Genomic DNA, 13,453 nt, shown 5'->3' with positions numbered 1-13,453 from the left:
TTGCATAACATTATATGATGGTAAGCTTTACTTCCTATCCGCAAGGGATTGCCGGCGCCGCGACGGGAACGTGGCCGTGCCGGCGAACGAGCGGGTGATTTGGGCGAGCAGCATCCGGCCTGTCGTCTGGCTTTGGGCTGCTTGGAAATTTCATACGCAAGAGGAGAATTGGAGATGGCTGATAACAAGATCCAGACCCTGACCGCCAAGGACGGTCTCACCGCCTACGGGCCTGGAACGAGGACGATCTACGTCACGCCGAGCAGCTCGAATTACACCGTCACGGGCATCAGCGTGGTGGCCGGCGGCGCGGTGGGCGGTGCCGGTCATTATGGTCCCGCAGGCGGCAAGGGAGGGCAGGTCACCGCCACGATCCCTGTCACCTCGGACTGGGGACCGGGGCCGTACCAAATGCAAATCAGCGTGGGGGGGCCGGGCGCCACCGGCGACAACGGCGGCGGCGGCGGCAGCAATGGCAGCAGCGGCGGCGGGGGCGGCAATGGCGGCCACGCCCATCACGACGGAAACGGAGGGGGCGGCGGAGGCTGCTCGAGCATCCAGCTGATGCCGTCGGGCCAGCCGGGCCAGTATATCCTCTTTGCCGGCGGCGGTGGCGGCAGCGGCACCTCGTGCAACCACGGCAGCGGTGGAGCCGGCGGCAACGGCGGCCAGAATGCCACAGCCGGCGGCTCCGGTACGAACAGCAGCGGCGCCACGACCTGCGGCGGAGGCCTCGGGGCCGTCGGAGCCCAGCCCGGCACCGGCGGAAACGGCCCCTCGTCCAACGGGCATCCAGGGGCCGTCCCGGCGGAAGGCGGCGGCGGCGGAGCCGGGTCCGGGACCTCGTGGAACAAGGGTCTCGCGGGCGGCGGCGGTGGCGGCGGCTACGCGGGCGGCGGTGGTGGCGGGGGCCTGGACCAGGGCGGTGCGACCCCAGCCCCGAACGGGGGCGGCGGTGGCGGGGGCGGCGGTTCCAGCTTCGTGCCCGTCCTCAATCAGTCGAACCCACCGACCGGCGTCGTGTATCAGGACGGCGTCGTCAACGGACCCGGCTTCATCAACATCTCGATCAACGAGATACCGAACAGCTGACAGCCGGCGGCCCGCCGAGAGATATCCTTGTTGCACCGTGAGCCGGCAGGGATCGCTCGTCGTATTCGCCTCGGGGGTCGCGTCCGTGACGCGGCCCCGGCTTTTTTGTCCGGTGTGCGTCGCAGCGCGCCGTCAGCCTGATCGCCGGAGCCGCCCCGCCGTCGCGGCACCTCGACGATCTCCACCCAGTTGGCGCCCCGGCCCACCGGATAGCGGCCGACCGGCGTCAGGGCGCCGTCTGCCTTGTCGATCCGGTAGACCGACAGCCGGTCCGACTTCTCGCCCGTGGCCACCAGCCAGCTCCCGCTCCCATCGACCCGGATCCCGCGCGGCTGCGTCTCCGTGGCGTAGTTGCCGACATAGGCCGGCTTGCCGGTGCCGGGATCGATCGACAGCAGCGCGATCCGGCTGGTCGTCCGCTCGGTGGCGTAGAGGAAGCGGCCGTCGGGCGTGGCCTGCAGGTCCGCGGCCCAGATCCTCGCCTTGCCGTCGGTGGCGGGCGGCGCCCCCGGCGGCAGGCCAGGCACCAGCCCGGCCTCCGGCGGCACCGTGCCGGTGCTGTCGCGCAGGGTCAGCGTCCCCTTGTCCTGATCGACCGCGAAATGCAGGACGTTGCCGGACAGCTCGCACAGCACGTAGAGGTGCCTGTCGTCCGGCGACAGGACCGGATGGCGCGGGCCGTTGCCGGCCGCCACCTCGACGGCCGGCGGATCGTTCGGCGTCAGCCGGCCGGTCGCGGCGTCGAACCGGAACTGGACGATCTGGTCGCTGCCGAGATTGGTCGCATAGACGAAGCGGTTGCTGCGGTCGGCGCGGATCGCATGGGCGTTCCTGCCGGTCGGGATCACCTGGCCCGCTTCCGCCTTCACCAGCCCGTCCGCGCCGATCGGGCTCGCCGCCACCTTGTCGCCGCCATAGGAGGCGGTGAACAGGACGCGGCCGGTGGCGTCGGTCGAGACATAGGCCATGCTGTCGGGCAGCGGCGCCGTCGCCTCCTGCCGCAGCGCGCCGCTGGCGGGATCGATGGCATAGGTCAGGACCGCGAAGGGCTCCGACCGGACCACGGCATAGAGGTGCCGTCTGTCCGGGCTGACCGTCATCGGCATCACCTTCGGCCCGGCCGGGGTCCTGCCGAGCGGCGTCAGCGCGCCGGAGGCCTGGTCCAGGGCATAGCCGTCGATGTCCCCGTCATCGGCGTTGGAGACGTAGACGAAGGTCCCGGCGGCCGCCGGCGCCGTGCCGAAGGCGGTGAACGATGACGCCATGATGAACGCTCCTGCCAGCACCCGCAACGCACTGTGCATGGTCCCTCCCCGAAAGGCGACGGGCACCTCGGTGCCTCCGTTCCCCCTCCGGGAGGGTGTTACGGCCCCGGCCTCGCCGTCCAAGCCGAAACGGGTATCGGTCGATGCCGTCCGCGCATCGATCGATACGTGTACGTCGGCAGGCAGCGGTCTGCCCATGCGCGGCGCGCGGTCACGGACGCGCTTCCAGGATCATGTTGAAGGGCGTCTCGGCCGCCCGGCGGATCCGCGAGAATCCGCCGCCCCGGCAGACGACCTCGGCCAGCCGCTTCTCCCCTGCCTGCGCACCCAGGGCCGTCCCGACCTCCTGCCCCAGCGATGCCGGGACGCAGATGCTCGCCGAGAAGGCGTAGTAGACGCGCCCGATCGGGTTGAGGTTGTCGGCCAGGGTGTCGCCGGCCCTCGGCTCCACGAGCATCAGGGTGCCGTCGGGCCGCAATGTCCGCCGCACATGCGCGGCTGCCCCGGCGGGGTCGCCCATGTCGTGCAGCGCATCGAAGATCGTGACCAAGTCGTAGCCCGATCCCGCATAGTCCTGGGCACGGGCGACCTCGAACCGGACATTGCCGAGGTTCTTGGCATTGTCTCTGGCGCACAGGACCGAGGGCTCATGGAAGTCGATCCCGACGAACTCCGAATTCGGGAACGCCTCGGCCATGATGACGGTCGAGGCGCCGTGCCCGCACCCGACATCCGCGACCCTGGCGCCGCGCTCCAGCTTCCCGACGACGCCGTCGAGGGCAGGCAGCCATTCCGACAGGAGATGGGCCTTGTAGCCCGGGCGGAAGAACCGCTCGGTGCCGCAGAACAGGCAGTTGCAATGCTCGCCCCAGCCGACGCCCTTGCCGGTCCTGAAGGCCGCGGTCAGCTTCGGCTCATCGGCGAAGACGGCCGCGAGCGACGTGAACCCGCCGCCCATATAGACCGGGCTGTCGTCGTCGGCGAGCACGGCCGCCTGCTCGGGCGACAGCGTGAACCGTCCCGACCGGGCATCATAGGTCACGAAGCCGGAGGCGGCCTGGGCAGACAGCCATTCGCGCACGTAGCGCTCATGCGTGCCGGTCTTCTCGGCAAGCTCGGCCGGGGTGACCGGCTCGCCGCCGGCCAGGGCCTTGTAGAAGCCGAGCTTTTCGCCGGTCAGCACCAGCGCGGCGTTCGCCGCCGCGCCGAGCTCGTTCACCATCATCCCGAGCAGCGGCTCGAGCTTCGTCATGTCCAGAGTCATGTCCCGGTCCTCTCACGCTGAAGTGTCGGCGCTCGCCGCCGGCATGCCCGTCAGGCGAACGCCCGGCAGGCCGCGCCGATCTGCTCGACATGGCGATGGTCGGTGCCGCAGCAGCCGCCGAGCACGTTGATCTGCGGATGGCGCCTCAGCAGGTCGCCGTATTGCCGCCCGAGCTCCACCGGATCGCCATCGTCGAGATCGGGCGCGTCGTTGAGCTCCTGATGGCTGCGGCGGGAGGCGTTCGCGCGCAGGCCCCGCACGCGCTCGGTCCAGGCGCCTCCGGCGGAAAGCGTTTCCTCGAAATGGGTCGGATGGGCGCAATTGATCATGTAGTAGGCGGGCCCGCCGGAGGTCGCCGCGTCCACCTCCTCGACGGCCTCCTTCAGGCCCTGGCCCGTCGGCAGCCTGCCGTCGGTCTCGAGGGTGAAGGAGACGGCCACGGGCAGGCCGGCCTCCTGCGCGGCGCGCGTCACGCCGATGGCCTCGTTCGCATTGGTCATGGTGATGGCGGTCACCATGTCGACCCCGGCCTGGCCGAAGGTGCGGATCTGCCGTCCGTGATAGCCGGCGGCTTCCTCCGGGCTCATCACCTGGCCCGGATCGTAGCCGTCGCCGCGCGGGCCGACGCAGCCGCTGACGACCATCGGCGTGCGCCGGATCTCGAACTGACGGCGCAGCTCCTGCATCAGCGCGACCGCGTCCCGGTTGGCCTGGTCCAGCTGCTCGTCGGAGTAGCCGAGCTTCCGGCCCCAGTCCGGGCTGGCGCGCCAGGTCGGGCTCTCCAGGACGAAGCCGGTGCCGTCCCTCCGCGCGATCTCGATGTAGCGCGCATAGTAATGGCGCAGCGCGGTCCGGCCGGCTTCGTCCTTCAGCAGATCGAACGCGGCGAAATGGGGCAGCTCCAGCCCTTCGTGAAAGATCAGGGTCGTCTCGATGCCGCCATCGGTGAGGAACAGCCCGCCCTGAAGCTGGGGCAGGCAGGATCTGTACTGGGTCATGATCGGGGATCCTTGGCCGTTTCGGCAGGTTGGCAGCGGCCGAAGAGAACGGTGTGGACGGCGTCGCTTCGGGTCAGGCCGATGTCCTGCAGCATGTGATCGTTGAACCGCGCCAGGGCGTCGCCGGAGCGCCGCGCCCGTGCCGTCCGGGTCATGGGAGCGGTGAGCCGGCTCGCAATCGCCGTGATCCAGCCCGCTGCGCGGTGTACAGTCTCGGTATCGGCAGCCGCATCGATGCGCGCTGCCGGAGTGGGGGCAGTCATGATCGTCCCCTGTGCTCGTTCGGGTCACGGGACCACCGCAGTCGGGCTCGGCCGCCGGCGGGGCGGCGTCACTTCGGCCGCGGTGCCAGGATGAAGCGCGGCCTGCCCAGGGTGAATGATCGACCCGCCGGATCGATTGACCGTCCGACCGGCGCCGGCGGGCCGGACGGCTCCGCCGACCCGTTGTCGGAGGTGCTGCGTGCCGTGCGGCTGACCGGAGGGGTGTTCCTCGACGCGCGCTTCACCGCGCCCTGGTGCGTGTTGTCGAAGATCGATCCCGAGGATTGCCGGCCGTTCCTCGCCGAACCCCGCCAGGTGATCGGCTACCACTACGTTGTGGCGGGCCGGATGCTCGTGGGGGTCGACGGGCAGGACCCGGTGGAGGTCCGCGCGGGCGAGACGGTGCTGCTGCCCCGCAACGATCCGCATCTGCTCTGCAGTTCGATCGGGCTGAAGCCGGTCTACGGCCATGATCTCATCCAGGCCGAGGACACGGACGGCATGCTGCGGATCGTCCATGGCGGCGGCGGCGAAGCCACCCACATCATCTGCGGGTTCCTGGGCAGCGATCAGGACAGGAACCCGCTGATCGCGACCCTGCCGCGGATCCTGAAGGTCGACACGGGCCGGGCACGATCGAGCGAGTGGATCGAATCCTCGCTGCGGTTTGCCATCCGGGGCCTGCAGCGGGGCGAGGTCGGCACGTCGACGGTGATGTCGCGCCTGTCGGAGCTGATGTTCGTGGAGGCGGTGCGCAGCTATGCGGCGACGCTGCCGCCCGGGCAGCGCGGCTGGCTCGCCGGCATCCGCGACCCGTTCGTCGGGCGGGCTCTGGCCCTGGTGCATGGCAGCCTCGACCGCCGCTGCACGGCGGAGAGCCTGGCCAGGGACGTCGCGCTGTCCCGCTCGGCCTTCGCCGAACGGTTCACGGCGCTCGTGGGCATGCCGCCGAAGCGCTATCTCACCTTCTGGCGCATGCAGGCCGCCAGGGACAAGCTGCGCGAGGGGCGCCAGCCGATCGCGCAGGTCGCCTATGAGGTGGGATACGAGGCGGAGGCCGCCTTCATCCGCGCCTTCAAGCGGGAGTTCGGCGTTCCCCCCGCGACCTGGCGCAGGCAGGCGCAGTCGGCCGGGAGTTAGCCCGGATCTCTCACCCCCCCTACGCCCTGCGTCGTCTTGCGGCGAGTCGGATGCGGGGGCGGGACGCGAAAAGCGCATAGGGACATACGGTTGAGCGGCCCGCCCCCGCAGGCGGCCGCCGCAAGACGACCCTTCGGGCCGGTTGAAAATGCGGACAGGGTGCGTCGAACGGCTTGCCCGATGCAAAGGCATCGCGCTGCGCCGCTCTCCTGCCCCGTCGGCATTTTGAACCGGCGCAGGTCGCAGGGGGTGTGAGAGATCCGGGCGAGCCCTGCGGATCGCCCGGATGGCGGTGCCGGCGCCCGCCCCGTCATGTCCCTCCGATCTGGCCCCATGACGCGAAGGCATTGGGCCCGGGTCCGGCGCCGCGGCCAGGATGCTGCTCGGCGTCCCCGGGGAGCGAGTGCGGTGTCGGCAAGGTTGCGGATGTTGACGATGGCGGCCGCGCTGGCGGCGACGGTCCTGCCGGCCGCGGCGCAGGCGCCGCAGCGGGTGGTGCCCGTGGCGGTGCGGGGGGTCCCGCCGATGGGGGGGGAGACCCACGGCCAGCTCAGCGGCGTCAGCGTCGATCTCTGGAACGCGATCGCCAGCCGCCGCCACTGGACCACCGAGTTCACGGTGGTGCCCAGCGTCCAGGCCCAGCTCGCCGCCGTGTCCGGCCGCGAGGCCGATGTCGGCGTCGGCGCGATCTCGATCACCGCCGACCGCATCACCGACTACGATTTCTCGCAGCCGATCCTGAATGCCGGGCTCGGCATCCTGACGCGCAGCGAGCGGCCGGGGCGCGAGGCCACCGCCTTCGGCAGCCTGCTGCATCTGCTGCTGTCGCCCGCGGTGCTGGTCTGGCTCGGCATCGCCGGGCTGCTGACGATCATCCCGGCGCACATCGTCTGGTTCGTCGAACGCGGCCAGCCGGACGGCCTGATCGGCACGAGGCGCTATTTCCCCGGGATCTTCCAGGCCTTCTTCTGGGGGCTCGGCACCCTGGCCACCCAGGCGGATGCGATGCCGCGCCACTGGCTGTCCCGCGGCGTCGCGGTGCTGTGGATGTTCACCGGCGTGGTCTTCGTCGCCTTCTACACGGCGACGCTGACGGCGAGCCTGACGGTCCAGCAGATCCGGCAGGCGATCAACGGCCCCGGCGACCTGCCGGGCAAGACGGTCGGCACCGTGGGCGGCACCACCTCGGCCCGCTATCTCGGCGCCGCCAACATCCAGCCCGTGACCTTCGCGAATGCGGAGGACGCGTACCGGGCCCTGATCGACGACCGGGTCGACGCCGTCGTCTACGACGCGCCGGTGCTGCAATACATCGCCGCGCATGAGGGGCTCGGGCGCGCCGGCCTCGTCGGCCCGATCTTCCAGCCGGAGGATTACGGCTTCGTCTTCCGCAACGACAGCGACCTGCGCCGCGACGTCGACGCCGCCCTGCTGTCGATGCGCCAGGACGGCAGCTACGAGGAGCTGCGCGAACGCTGGTTCGGCAAGTCGTAGCGGGGAGGCGGGGCGACGGCCGGATTCGACCCGGAGCGGCCGGAGGCACCACGCTCCGCTTGCCGGTCCGGATGCGGCTCGATGCGGACCGCTCACTCCGATGCCCTCGGAGGCGGTTCGTCCCCATTGCTGATCTTTCAAGGTGCTTGCCTCCTCTTCAAGAACGGGAGCGGCGGATTCCGCCGCCGCCGGGGACTACAGGACGAAGTCTGTGGCGGTGAAGGCGATGGCGCCGGCGCAGCGGATCTGGAAGTCGGACGCGCCGTCGCCGTTCACGTCGCCGGCGACGACGGTGGTGGTGCCATCGGCGGACTGCTGGTAGCGGAGCTGCCCTGCCGTGCCGGAGTAGTTCGCCGTTCCGATGAAGCTGAATCCCTGGTTGCCGGCCTGTGTGGTATTGGCGTCGATCGTCGACAGATCGATCCGGTCGCCCTGGGTCCGGCTGAAGTCGGCAACCCGGTCGGCCGCGTCGCCGACCGCGGAATGGGTGACGGCATGGAAGGTGAACCGGTCGGCGCCGCCGCCGCCGGTCAGTTGATCCTTGCCGGCCCAGCCGTTCAGCACATTGGCCAGGCCGTCGCCGGTCAGGCTGTCGGCGCCGCCCGAGCCGTGCAGATTCTCGATTCCGATCAGGACGTCGCCCTGGGCGTTGCCGCCGGAGACCTGCACCGCCGGCAGGCTGATCACCACGCCGATGCCGGACTCGGTATAGGTCACGGTGTCGATGCCGGCGCCGCCGTCCAGCCGGTCGCCGCCGGCGCCGCCGCGCAGCGTGTCGTTGCCGCCTGCGCCGCTCAGGATGTTGGCCCCCGCGGTGCCGGTAAGCGAATCGCCGAAGCCGCTGCCGCCCACATCCTCGATCGAGACGAAGCTGTCGCCGCCGGCGTCGCCGCCGGTCGCGAGTCCGGTCGCCAGGTCGACCGTGACGGCTGCGCCGGAGGCCGCGTAGTCGGCCCGGTCGGTGCCGTTGCCGCCGTCCAGCCGGTCGCCGCCGCCGCGTCCGGTCAGGACGTCGTCCCCGTACGAGCCGCTCAGCGCGTTGCTCCCCGCGTCGCCGCGCAGCGCGTCGTCATAGCCGCTGCCGGTGATGCCCTCGATCTCGAACAGCCAGTCGCCCTCGGCGGCCCCGCCGAGGCCACGCCCGGTCACGAGGTCGACAGTGACCCCGGCGAAGGATCCGTAATACAGGGCGATGTCCGCGCCGAATCCGCCATAGAGATAGTCGGCGTCCTCGTCGCCGCTGAGCCGATCGTTGCCCGCCTGGCCGATCAGGCGGTCGATCCCGTTGCCGCCCTCGATTTGGTCGTCGTGGGCGCCGCCATAGGCGTAGTCGTCCCCTGCTCCGCCGATGAGGGTGTCGTTACCGTCCCCGCCGTGCAGGGAGTCGAAGCCCAGGCCGCCATAGGCCCAGTCGTCGCCGTCGCCGGTAAAGACCTCGTCGTCGCCATTGCCGGCAAGGACCTGATCGTCGCCGTCGCCCGACATGACGAGGTCGTCGCCGTTCAGGGCGCTGATGAAGTCGTCGCCATCGGTCGCGGTCTCGATGACGTTGTAGCCGGGCGGGATCACGGTGACGATATCCCCGGTGATGATCGCGTCCGGAAGGACGGTGCCCTGCACGTCTGCCATGATGATCTCCTGATGTGGGGTTGGATGCCGGCTGTCGTCACAGGACGAAGTCGGCACTGGCGAAGGCGATGGTGCCGGCGCAGCGGATCTGGAAGTCGGACGCGCCGTCGCCGTTCACGTCGCCGGCGACGACGGTGGTGGTGCCGTCGGCGGACTGCTGGTAGCGGAGCTGCCCTGCCGTGCCGGAGTAGTTCGCCGTTCCGATGAAGCTGAATCCCTGGTTGCCGGCCTGTGTGGTATTGGCGTCGATCGTCGACAGATCGATCCGGTCGCCCTGGGTCCGGCTGAAGTCGGCAACCCGGTCGGCCGCGTCGCCGACCGCGGAATGGGTGACGGCATGGAAGGTGAACCGGTCGGCGCCGCCGCCGCCGGTCAGTTGATCCTTGCCGGCCCAGCCGTTCAGCACATTGGCCAGGCCGTCGCCGGTCAGGCTGTCGGCGCCGCCCGAGCCGAGCAGGTTCTCGATTCCGATCAGGACGTCGCCCTGGGCGTTGCCGCCGGACACCTGCATCGCCGGCAGGCTGATCACCACGCCGATGTTGGACTCGGTATAGGTCACCGTATCGATGCCGGCGCCGCCGTCCAGCCGGTCGCCGCCGGCGCCGCCGCGCAGCGTGTCACCGCCGCCTGCGCCGGCCAGGGTGTTGGCCCCCGCGGTGCCGGTGAGCGAATCACCGAAGCCGCTGCCGGACAGGTTCTCGATCGAGCCGAAGCCGTCGCCCTCGGCGTCGCCGCCGATCGCGAGGTCGAGCCCCAGGTCGATGGTGACGCCGGCGCCGGAGGCCGCGTAGTCGGCCCGGTCGGTGCCGTCGCCGCCCTCCAGCCGATCATCCCCGCCACGCCCGACGAGTATGTCGTCCCCGGCGAGCCCCCACAGCACATTGGCGTCGGCAGTGCCGGTGATCGTGTCCCCGCCCTGGCTGCCCTCGACATTCTCGACCAGCGCGATGCCGTCGCCCTGGGCGTTGCCGCCGGAGGCGATCCCCGTCAGCAGGTTGACGGTGACGCCGACGGTTCCCTCCGAATAGACGACCGTGTCGACCCCATCGCCGCCGTAGAGGATGTCGGCGCCGACCCCACCTTGCAGCACGTCGTTGCCGAGGCTGCCGCTCAGCCGGTTGGCGCCGTTGTCGCCGATCAGCACGTCGGCGAAGATCGATCCGAAGAGGTTCTCGATCGACGAGAAGTAGTCGCCCGCAGCATCGCCCCCGGATGCGGCGCCGGTGCCGAGATTGATGCTGACGGGCTGTTGGCTGTGGTCGTAGGACGCGGTGTCGAAGCCGGTGGAGCCGAACAGCAGGTCGGCGTCGCGCCCGCCGTTGAGCACGTCGTTCCCGTCGCCGCCTTCCAGCACGTCGCCGCCGTCGCCGCCGAGGAGCGTGTCGTCGCCGGCGCCCCCTTCGAGGTCGTCGTCCCCGTCATCAGCCTTCAGCCGGTCCTTGCCGACGCCGCCGATCATGTCGTCGTCGCCGTCCCCGCCTTCGAGAACGTCGTTGCCGTGGCCGCCGTCGAGGTCGTCGTCGCCGTCGTCGCCTTCGAGAGTGTCGTTGCCGTCGCCGCCGTCGAGGTCGTCGTCGCCGTCATCGCCCCACAGCACGTCGTTGCCGCCCCCGCCGGAGAGGTCGTCGTCGCCGCCACGACCCCAATAGTGGTCGTAGTCGGGGGTTCCCTCCATCAGGTCGTAGTTTTCCGTGCCGAATATGGTCGCCATGGTCGCATGCCTCTGTGTGATCGGGATCGACCCGGTCCGCGCCTGGCGCGGACGGGCCCTCGCCGCCGTCGTGCGAGCGGCGGAGTCGGGTCGAAGCCGGGGGGGGGTGCCGACGCGGGCCCTTGTGCCGGGCCTCCGGGCGTCTTGTGGCAGCGCGGAGTGTCCACGGCTTGCCTTTGCGGAACAAACGGGAAAACCTCACGCCACTCGCGAGAAAAACTTGCCGATGCGCCGACCGCTGCCGCTCAACGCCATCCGCGCTTTCGAAGCCGCCACCCGGTGCCGCAGCTTCGTCGCCGCGGCGTCGGAGCTCGGGGTCAGCCCGGCCGCGGTCAGCCACCACATCCGCGCGCTCGAGGCTCGGCTCGGCGTCGCGCTGTTCCGGCGGAGCGGCCGCGGCATCGCGCCGACCGAGCCCGGCCTGCGCTTCGCCCGCATCGTCGGCGACGCCTTCGCGGCGATCGACACCGGGCTCGCGGCGCTGGCCGAGGAGGCGGGCGAGGCGCGGCTGCGGCTCGACGTCGACCCGTCCTTCGTCGCCCGCTGGCTGATGCCGCGGCTCGGCGCCTTCCGGCAGGCGCATCCGGCGATCGCGATCGAGGTCGAAGCCGCCGCCGGCCCGCCCCGCGCCGATGGCGGCTTCGACTTCGCCATCCGCTACGGCGCCTCGTCCTGGCCCGGCTTCGAGGCCGAGCCCCTGGTCCGGCCCAACGCCTTTCCGGTCTGTGCGCCGTCGGTCGCGTTCCACCTGTCCGCCCCCTCCGACCTCGGGACCCAGACCCTGCTGCACGACGACAGCCCCGGCCTGTGGGCCGCCTGGCTGGATCTCGCCGGCGTCGGTGCGCTCGATGCGACGGTGCTGCGTTTCAGCGACCTGTCGCACGCCCTCGACGCGGCGGCGATGGGGATGGGGGTGGCGCTGGGCGACGACGTCACCTGCGCCGCGGAGCTCGCGCAGGGCCGCCTGGTCCGGCCGTTCCCGCAGAGCGTGCCGAGCGACTGGTTCCAGCTCCTGATGCCGGCCGGGCGCCGGCTCTCGACGGCGGCCGGCACCTTTCGCGCCTGGCTTCTGGCCGAAATGCCGGAGCCGCCGTAGCGGCCCTGGCCGCCGTCCAGCAGATCCGGCAGGCGATCAACGGCCCCGGCGACCTGCCGGGCAAGGCGGTCGGCACCGTGGGCGGCACCACCTCGGCCCGCTATCTCGGCGCCGCCAACATCCAGCCCGTAACCTTCGCGAATGCGGAGGACGCGTACCGGGCCCTGATCGACGACCGGGTCGACGCCGTCGTCTACGACGCGCCGGTGCTGCAATACATCGCCGCGCATGAGGGGCTCGGGCGCGCCGGCCTCGTCGGCCCGATCTTCCAGCCGGAGGATTACGGCTTCGTCTTCCGCAACGACAGCGACCTGCGCCGCGACGTCGACGCCGCCCTGCTGTCGATGCGCCAGGACGGCAGCTACGAGGAGCTGCGCGAACGCTGGTTCGGCAAGTCGTAGCGGGGCGGACCGCTCCGTCCGATGCCCTCGGAGGCGGTTCTGGCGCGGGCCGGCCAGGGCGGGAGAGGCCCGCTCCCGGCCGGCTGACGCGCGGTGGCTCCGTTCATTGAGATGAGAAGCTGGCCAACACCGCCTCGAATGTGTGACGGTCGCCGTGGTCCTGCGTCAGGCGGACCCGGCCCTCGATGTCCGCCAAGTGCTCGTCCATCAGATGCTGCGCACGCTTGAGGTCCTTGTTCCGCACGGCGGCAAGAATGGCTCTGTGATGGTCGGTTCCACAATCATCGTGGCGCTCGTCTTCGTAGAGCGCCATCACCAGCGACAGCCGCGCCACGACCTTTCCCAGAAGCTCCGTCAGGACCCCGTTTCCACTGATCCGCGCCAGTTCGATATGGAACTGGCCGGATAGGCCCGCCTTCGCCTTCTCGTCCGTGCCCTGATGGACGGCGTGCTCCTGCTCGATGATGGCTTCGAGCCGATCGCAATCGGCGGCGGAGGCGCGCTCGATCGCCAGTTCGAGGATCACGCGTTCCATCGACCGCCGGGCCTCGAACAGCTCCTGGGCCTGGCCGATGGAGGGCTCGGCGACAAAGGACCCGCGGTTGCGTTTGCGCTCCAGCAGATGGTCGTGCTCCAGGATCCCGAGCGCACCACGCACGACGGTCCGGCTCACCCCGAAGTGGTCGGCGATCGCATCCTCCAGGATTTTGGATCCGGGCCTCAGCGCGCCTTCGCGGATCGCCGCGGCCAGGGTCGAGCAGATCCGGTCGCTGACATCCTCCGCTGCGTCCGCCAATTCGGGTCGAGAGTCCTGAGGCAGGGGCTGCGGTCTGACACGGCGCTTTACGCTGTTTCGCATTCCGATCTCCGTGAACGGCTGCCCAGATTTACACCAATTGGCGCTTCCGCATGCGCTATTTTTTGCGCATTTCCTTACGTCTAATGTTCCGAATGAGGTTTCGAAACTATATGCGTAAGACAGTTTCATTTTTAAATTCAAATTGTTGCCTGATTTTCGGAGCGCTCCGATCCGGTTGGCACGGGGCTTGCGTGACCATGTCGACATGAATATGAGCCCTGCCTTTACGACCATCCCTCGT

Annotated in this window: 12 protein-coding genes; 5 read left to right on the top strand and 7 right to left on the bottom strand. The window is 70.3% G+C overall.

The features are described 5' to 3' along the window. Window positions 1-174 precede the first annotated feature (174 nt). Window positions 175-1,092: a hypothetical protein gene (locus LG391_RS32690; protein ID WP_225773224.1), complete on the top strand. Its 918-nt coding sequence runs from the start codon at window positions 175-177 to the stop codon at window positions 1,090-1,092. Here the strand turns inward: LG391_RS32690 and LG391_RS32685 are convergent. From LG391_RS32685 to LG391_RS32670, 4 genes are all read right to left on the bottom strand, one after another. Then, entirely contained in the window at window positions 1,026-2,357 is a 1,332-nt protein-coding gene (locus tag LG391_RS32685; protein ID WP_225773022.1) for a beta-propeller fold lactonase family protein, read from the bottom strand. The two genes, LG391_RS32690 and LG391_RS32685, sit on opposite strands and share 67 nt — an antisense overlap. A 211-nt stretch (window positions 2,358-2,568) precedes the next feature. Next, window positions 2,569-3,621 (bottom strand): class I SAM-dependent methyltransferase, encoded by a 1,053-nt coding sequence (locus LG391_RS32680; RefSeq protein WP_225773020.1) that lies wholly within the window; start codon window positions 3,619-3,621, stop codon window positions 2,569-2,571. Window positions 3,622-3,671: 50 nt separating this feature from the next. Beyond that, the gene (locus LG391_RS32675; protein WP_225773019.1) at window positions 3,672-4,619 is read right to left on the bottom strand and encodes a homocysteine S-methyltransferase family protein; all 948 of its coding nucleotides are present in this window, start codon (window positions 4,617-4,619) and stop codon (window positions 3,672-3,674) included. Then, window positions 4,616-4,882: a DUF1127 domain-containing protein gene (locus LG391_RS32670; RefSeq protein ID WP_225773017.1), complete on the bottom strand. Its 267-nt coding sequence runs from the start codon at window positions 4,880-4,882 to the stop codon at window positions 4,616-4,618. The genes LG391_RS32675 and LG391_RS32670 overlap by 4 nt, the downstream gene beginning before the upstream one ends. Before the next feature lie 90 nt (window positions 4,883-4,972). Between LG391_RS32670 and LG391_RS32665 the strand changes: the two genes are divergently transcribed. Further along, a complete protein-coding gene (locus LG391_RS32665) occupies window positions 4,973-6,022 on the top strand; it encodes an AraC family transcriptional regulator (RefSeq protein ID WP_225773015.1) in 1,050 nt (349 codons plus the stop codon). 435 nt (window positions 6,023-6,457) lie between these two features. Beyond that, window positions 6,458-7,516 carry a transporter substrate-binding domain-containing protein gene (locus tag LG391_RS32660; protein WP_225773014.1) on the top strand — a complete coding sequence of 353 codons (1,059 nt, stop codon included), beginning with the start codon at window positions 6,458-6,460 and terminating at the stop codon, window positions 7,514-7,516. A 195-nt stretch (window positions 7,517-7,711) separates the two neighbouring features. Here LG391_RS32660 and LG391_RS32655 read toward each other — a convergent pair whose 3' ends face one another. Further along, window positions 7,712-9,145: a calcium-binding protein gene (locus LG391_RS32655; RefSeq protein WP_225773011.1), complete on the bottom strand. Its 1,434-nt coding sequence runs from the start codon at window positions 9,143-9,145 to the stop codon at window positions 7,712-7,714. A gap of 37 nt (window positions 9,146-9,182) precedes the next feature. Then, a complete protein-coding gene (locus LG391_RS32650; protein WP_304608582.1) occupies window positions 9,183-10,856 on the bottom strand; it encodes a calcium-binding protein in 1,674 nt (557 codons plus the stop codon). A 226-nt stretch (window positions 10,857-11,082) separates the two neighbouring features. Between LG391_RS32650 and LG391_RS32640 the strand changes: the two genes are divergently transcribed. Together LG391_RS32640 and LG391_RS32635 are read left to right on the top strand one after the other, a co-directional pair. Further along, window positions 11,083-11,952 carry a LysR substrate-binding domain-containing protein gene (locus tag LG391_RS32640; protein ID WP_225773010.1) on the top strand — a complete coding sequence of 290 codons (870 nt, stop codon included), beginning with the start codon at window positions 11,083-11,085 and terminating at the stop codon, window positions 11,950-11,952. Between the two features lie 77 nt (window positions 11,953-12,029). Then, window positions 12,030-12,353 carry a transporter substrate-binding domain-containing protein gene (locus LG391_RS32635; protein ID WP_374200827.1) on the top strand — a complete coding sequence of 108 codons (324 nt, stop codon included), beginning with the start codon at window positions 12,030-12,032 and terminating at the stop codon, window positions 12,351-12,353. Between the two features lie 103 nt (window positions 12,354-12,456). Here the strand turns inward: LG391_RS32635 and LG391_RS32630 are convergent, their stop codons facing one another. Next, entirely contained in the window at window positions 12,457-13,149 is a 693-nt protein-coding gene (locus LG391_RS32630) for a GntR family transcriptional regulator (RefSeq protein WP_225773008.1), read from the bottom strand. Between the last annotated feature and the right edge of the window lie 304 nt (window positions 13,150-13,453).

This window comes from Inquilinus sp. Marseille-Q2685 (genome assembly GCF_916619195.1).
Taxonomy (GTDB): domain Bacteria; phylum Pseudomonadota; class Alphaproteobacteria; order DSM-16000; family Inquilinaceae; genus Inquilinus.
Note: the sequence above shows the minus strand (reverse complement) of the source record. Positions and strands in the feature narration are given on the sequence as shown.

What these genes read in the sequence shown, in the direction of transcription:
- LG391_RS32690 (WP_225773224.1), top strand. Translation starts at nt 175, where the DNA reads ATGGCTGATAACAAGATCCAGACCCTGACCGCCAAGGACGGTCTCACC.
- LG391_RS32685 (WP_225773022.1), bottom strand. Translation starts at nt 2,357, where the DNA reads ATGGCGTCATCGTTCACCGCCTTCGGCACGGCGCCGGCGGCCGCCGGG.
- LG391_RS32680 (WP_225773020.1), bottom strand. Translation starts at nt 3,621, where the DNA reads ATGACTCTGGACATGACGAAGCTCGAGCCGCTGCTCGGGATGATGGTG.
- LG391_RS32675 (WP_225773019.1), bottom strand. Translation starts at nt 4,619, where the DNA reads ATGACCCAGTACAGATCCTGCCTGCCCCAGCTTCAGGGCGGGCTGTTC.
- LG391_RS32670 (WP_225773017.1), bottom strand. Translation starts at nt 4,882, where the DNA reads ATGACTGCCCCCACTCCGGCAGCGCGCATCGATGCGGCTGCCGATACC.
- LG391_RS32665 (WP_225773015.1), top strand. Translation starts at nt 4,973, where the DNA reads ATGAAGCGCGGCCTGCCCAGGGTGAATGATCGACCCGCCGGATCGATT.
- LG391_RS32660 (WP_225773014.1), top strand. Translation starts at nt 6,458, where the DNA reads ATGGCGGCCGCGCTGGCGGCGACGGTCCTGCCGGCCGCGGCGCAGGCG.
- LG391_RS32655 (WP_225773011.1), bottom strand. Translation starts at nt 9,145, where the DNA reads ATGGCAGACGTGCAGGGCACCGTCCTTCCGGACGCGATCATCACCGGG.
- LG391_RS32650 (WP_304608582.1), bottom strand. Translation starts at nt 10,856, where the DNA reads ATGGCGACCATATTCGGCACGGAAAACTACGACCTGATGGAGGGAACC.
- LG391_RS32640 (WP_225773010.1), top strand. Translation starts at nt 11,083, where the DNA reads ATGCGCCGACCGCTGCCGCTCAACGCCATCCGCGCTTTCGAAGCCGCC.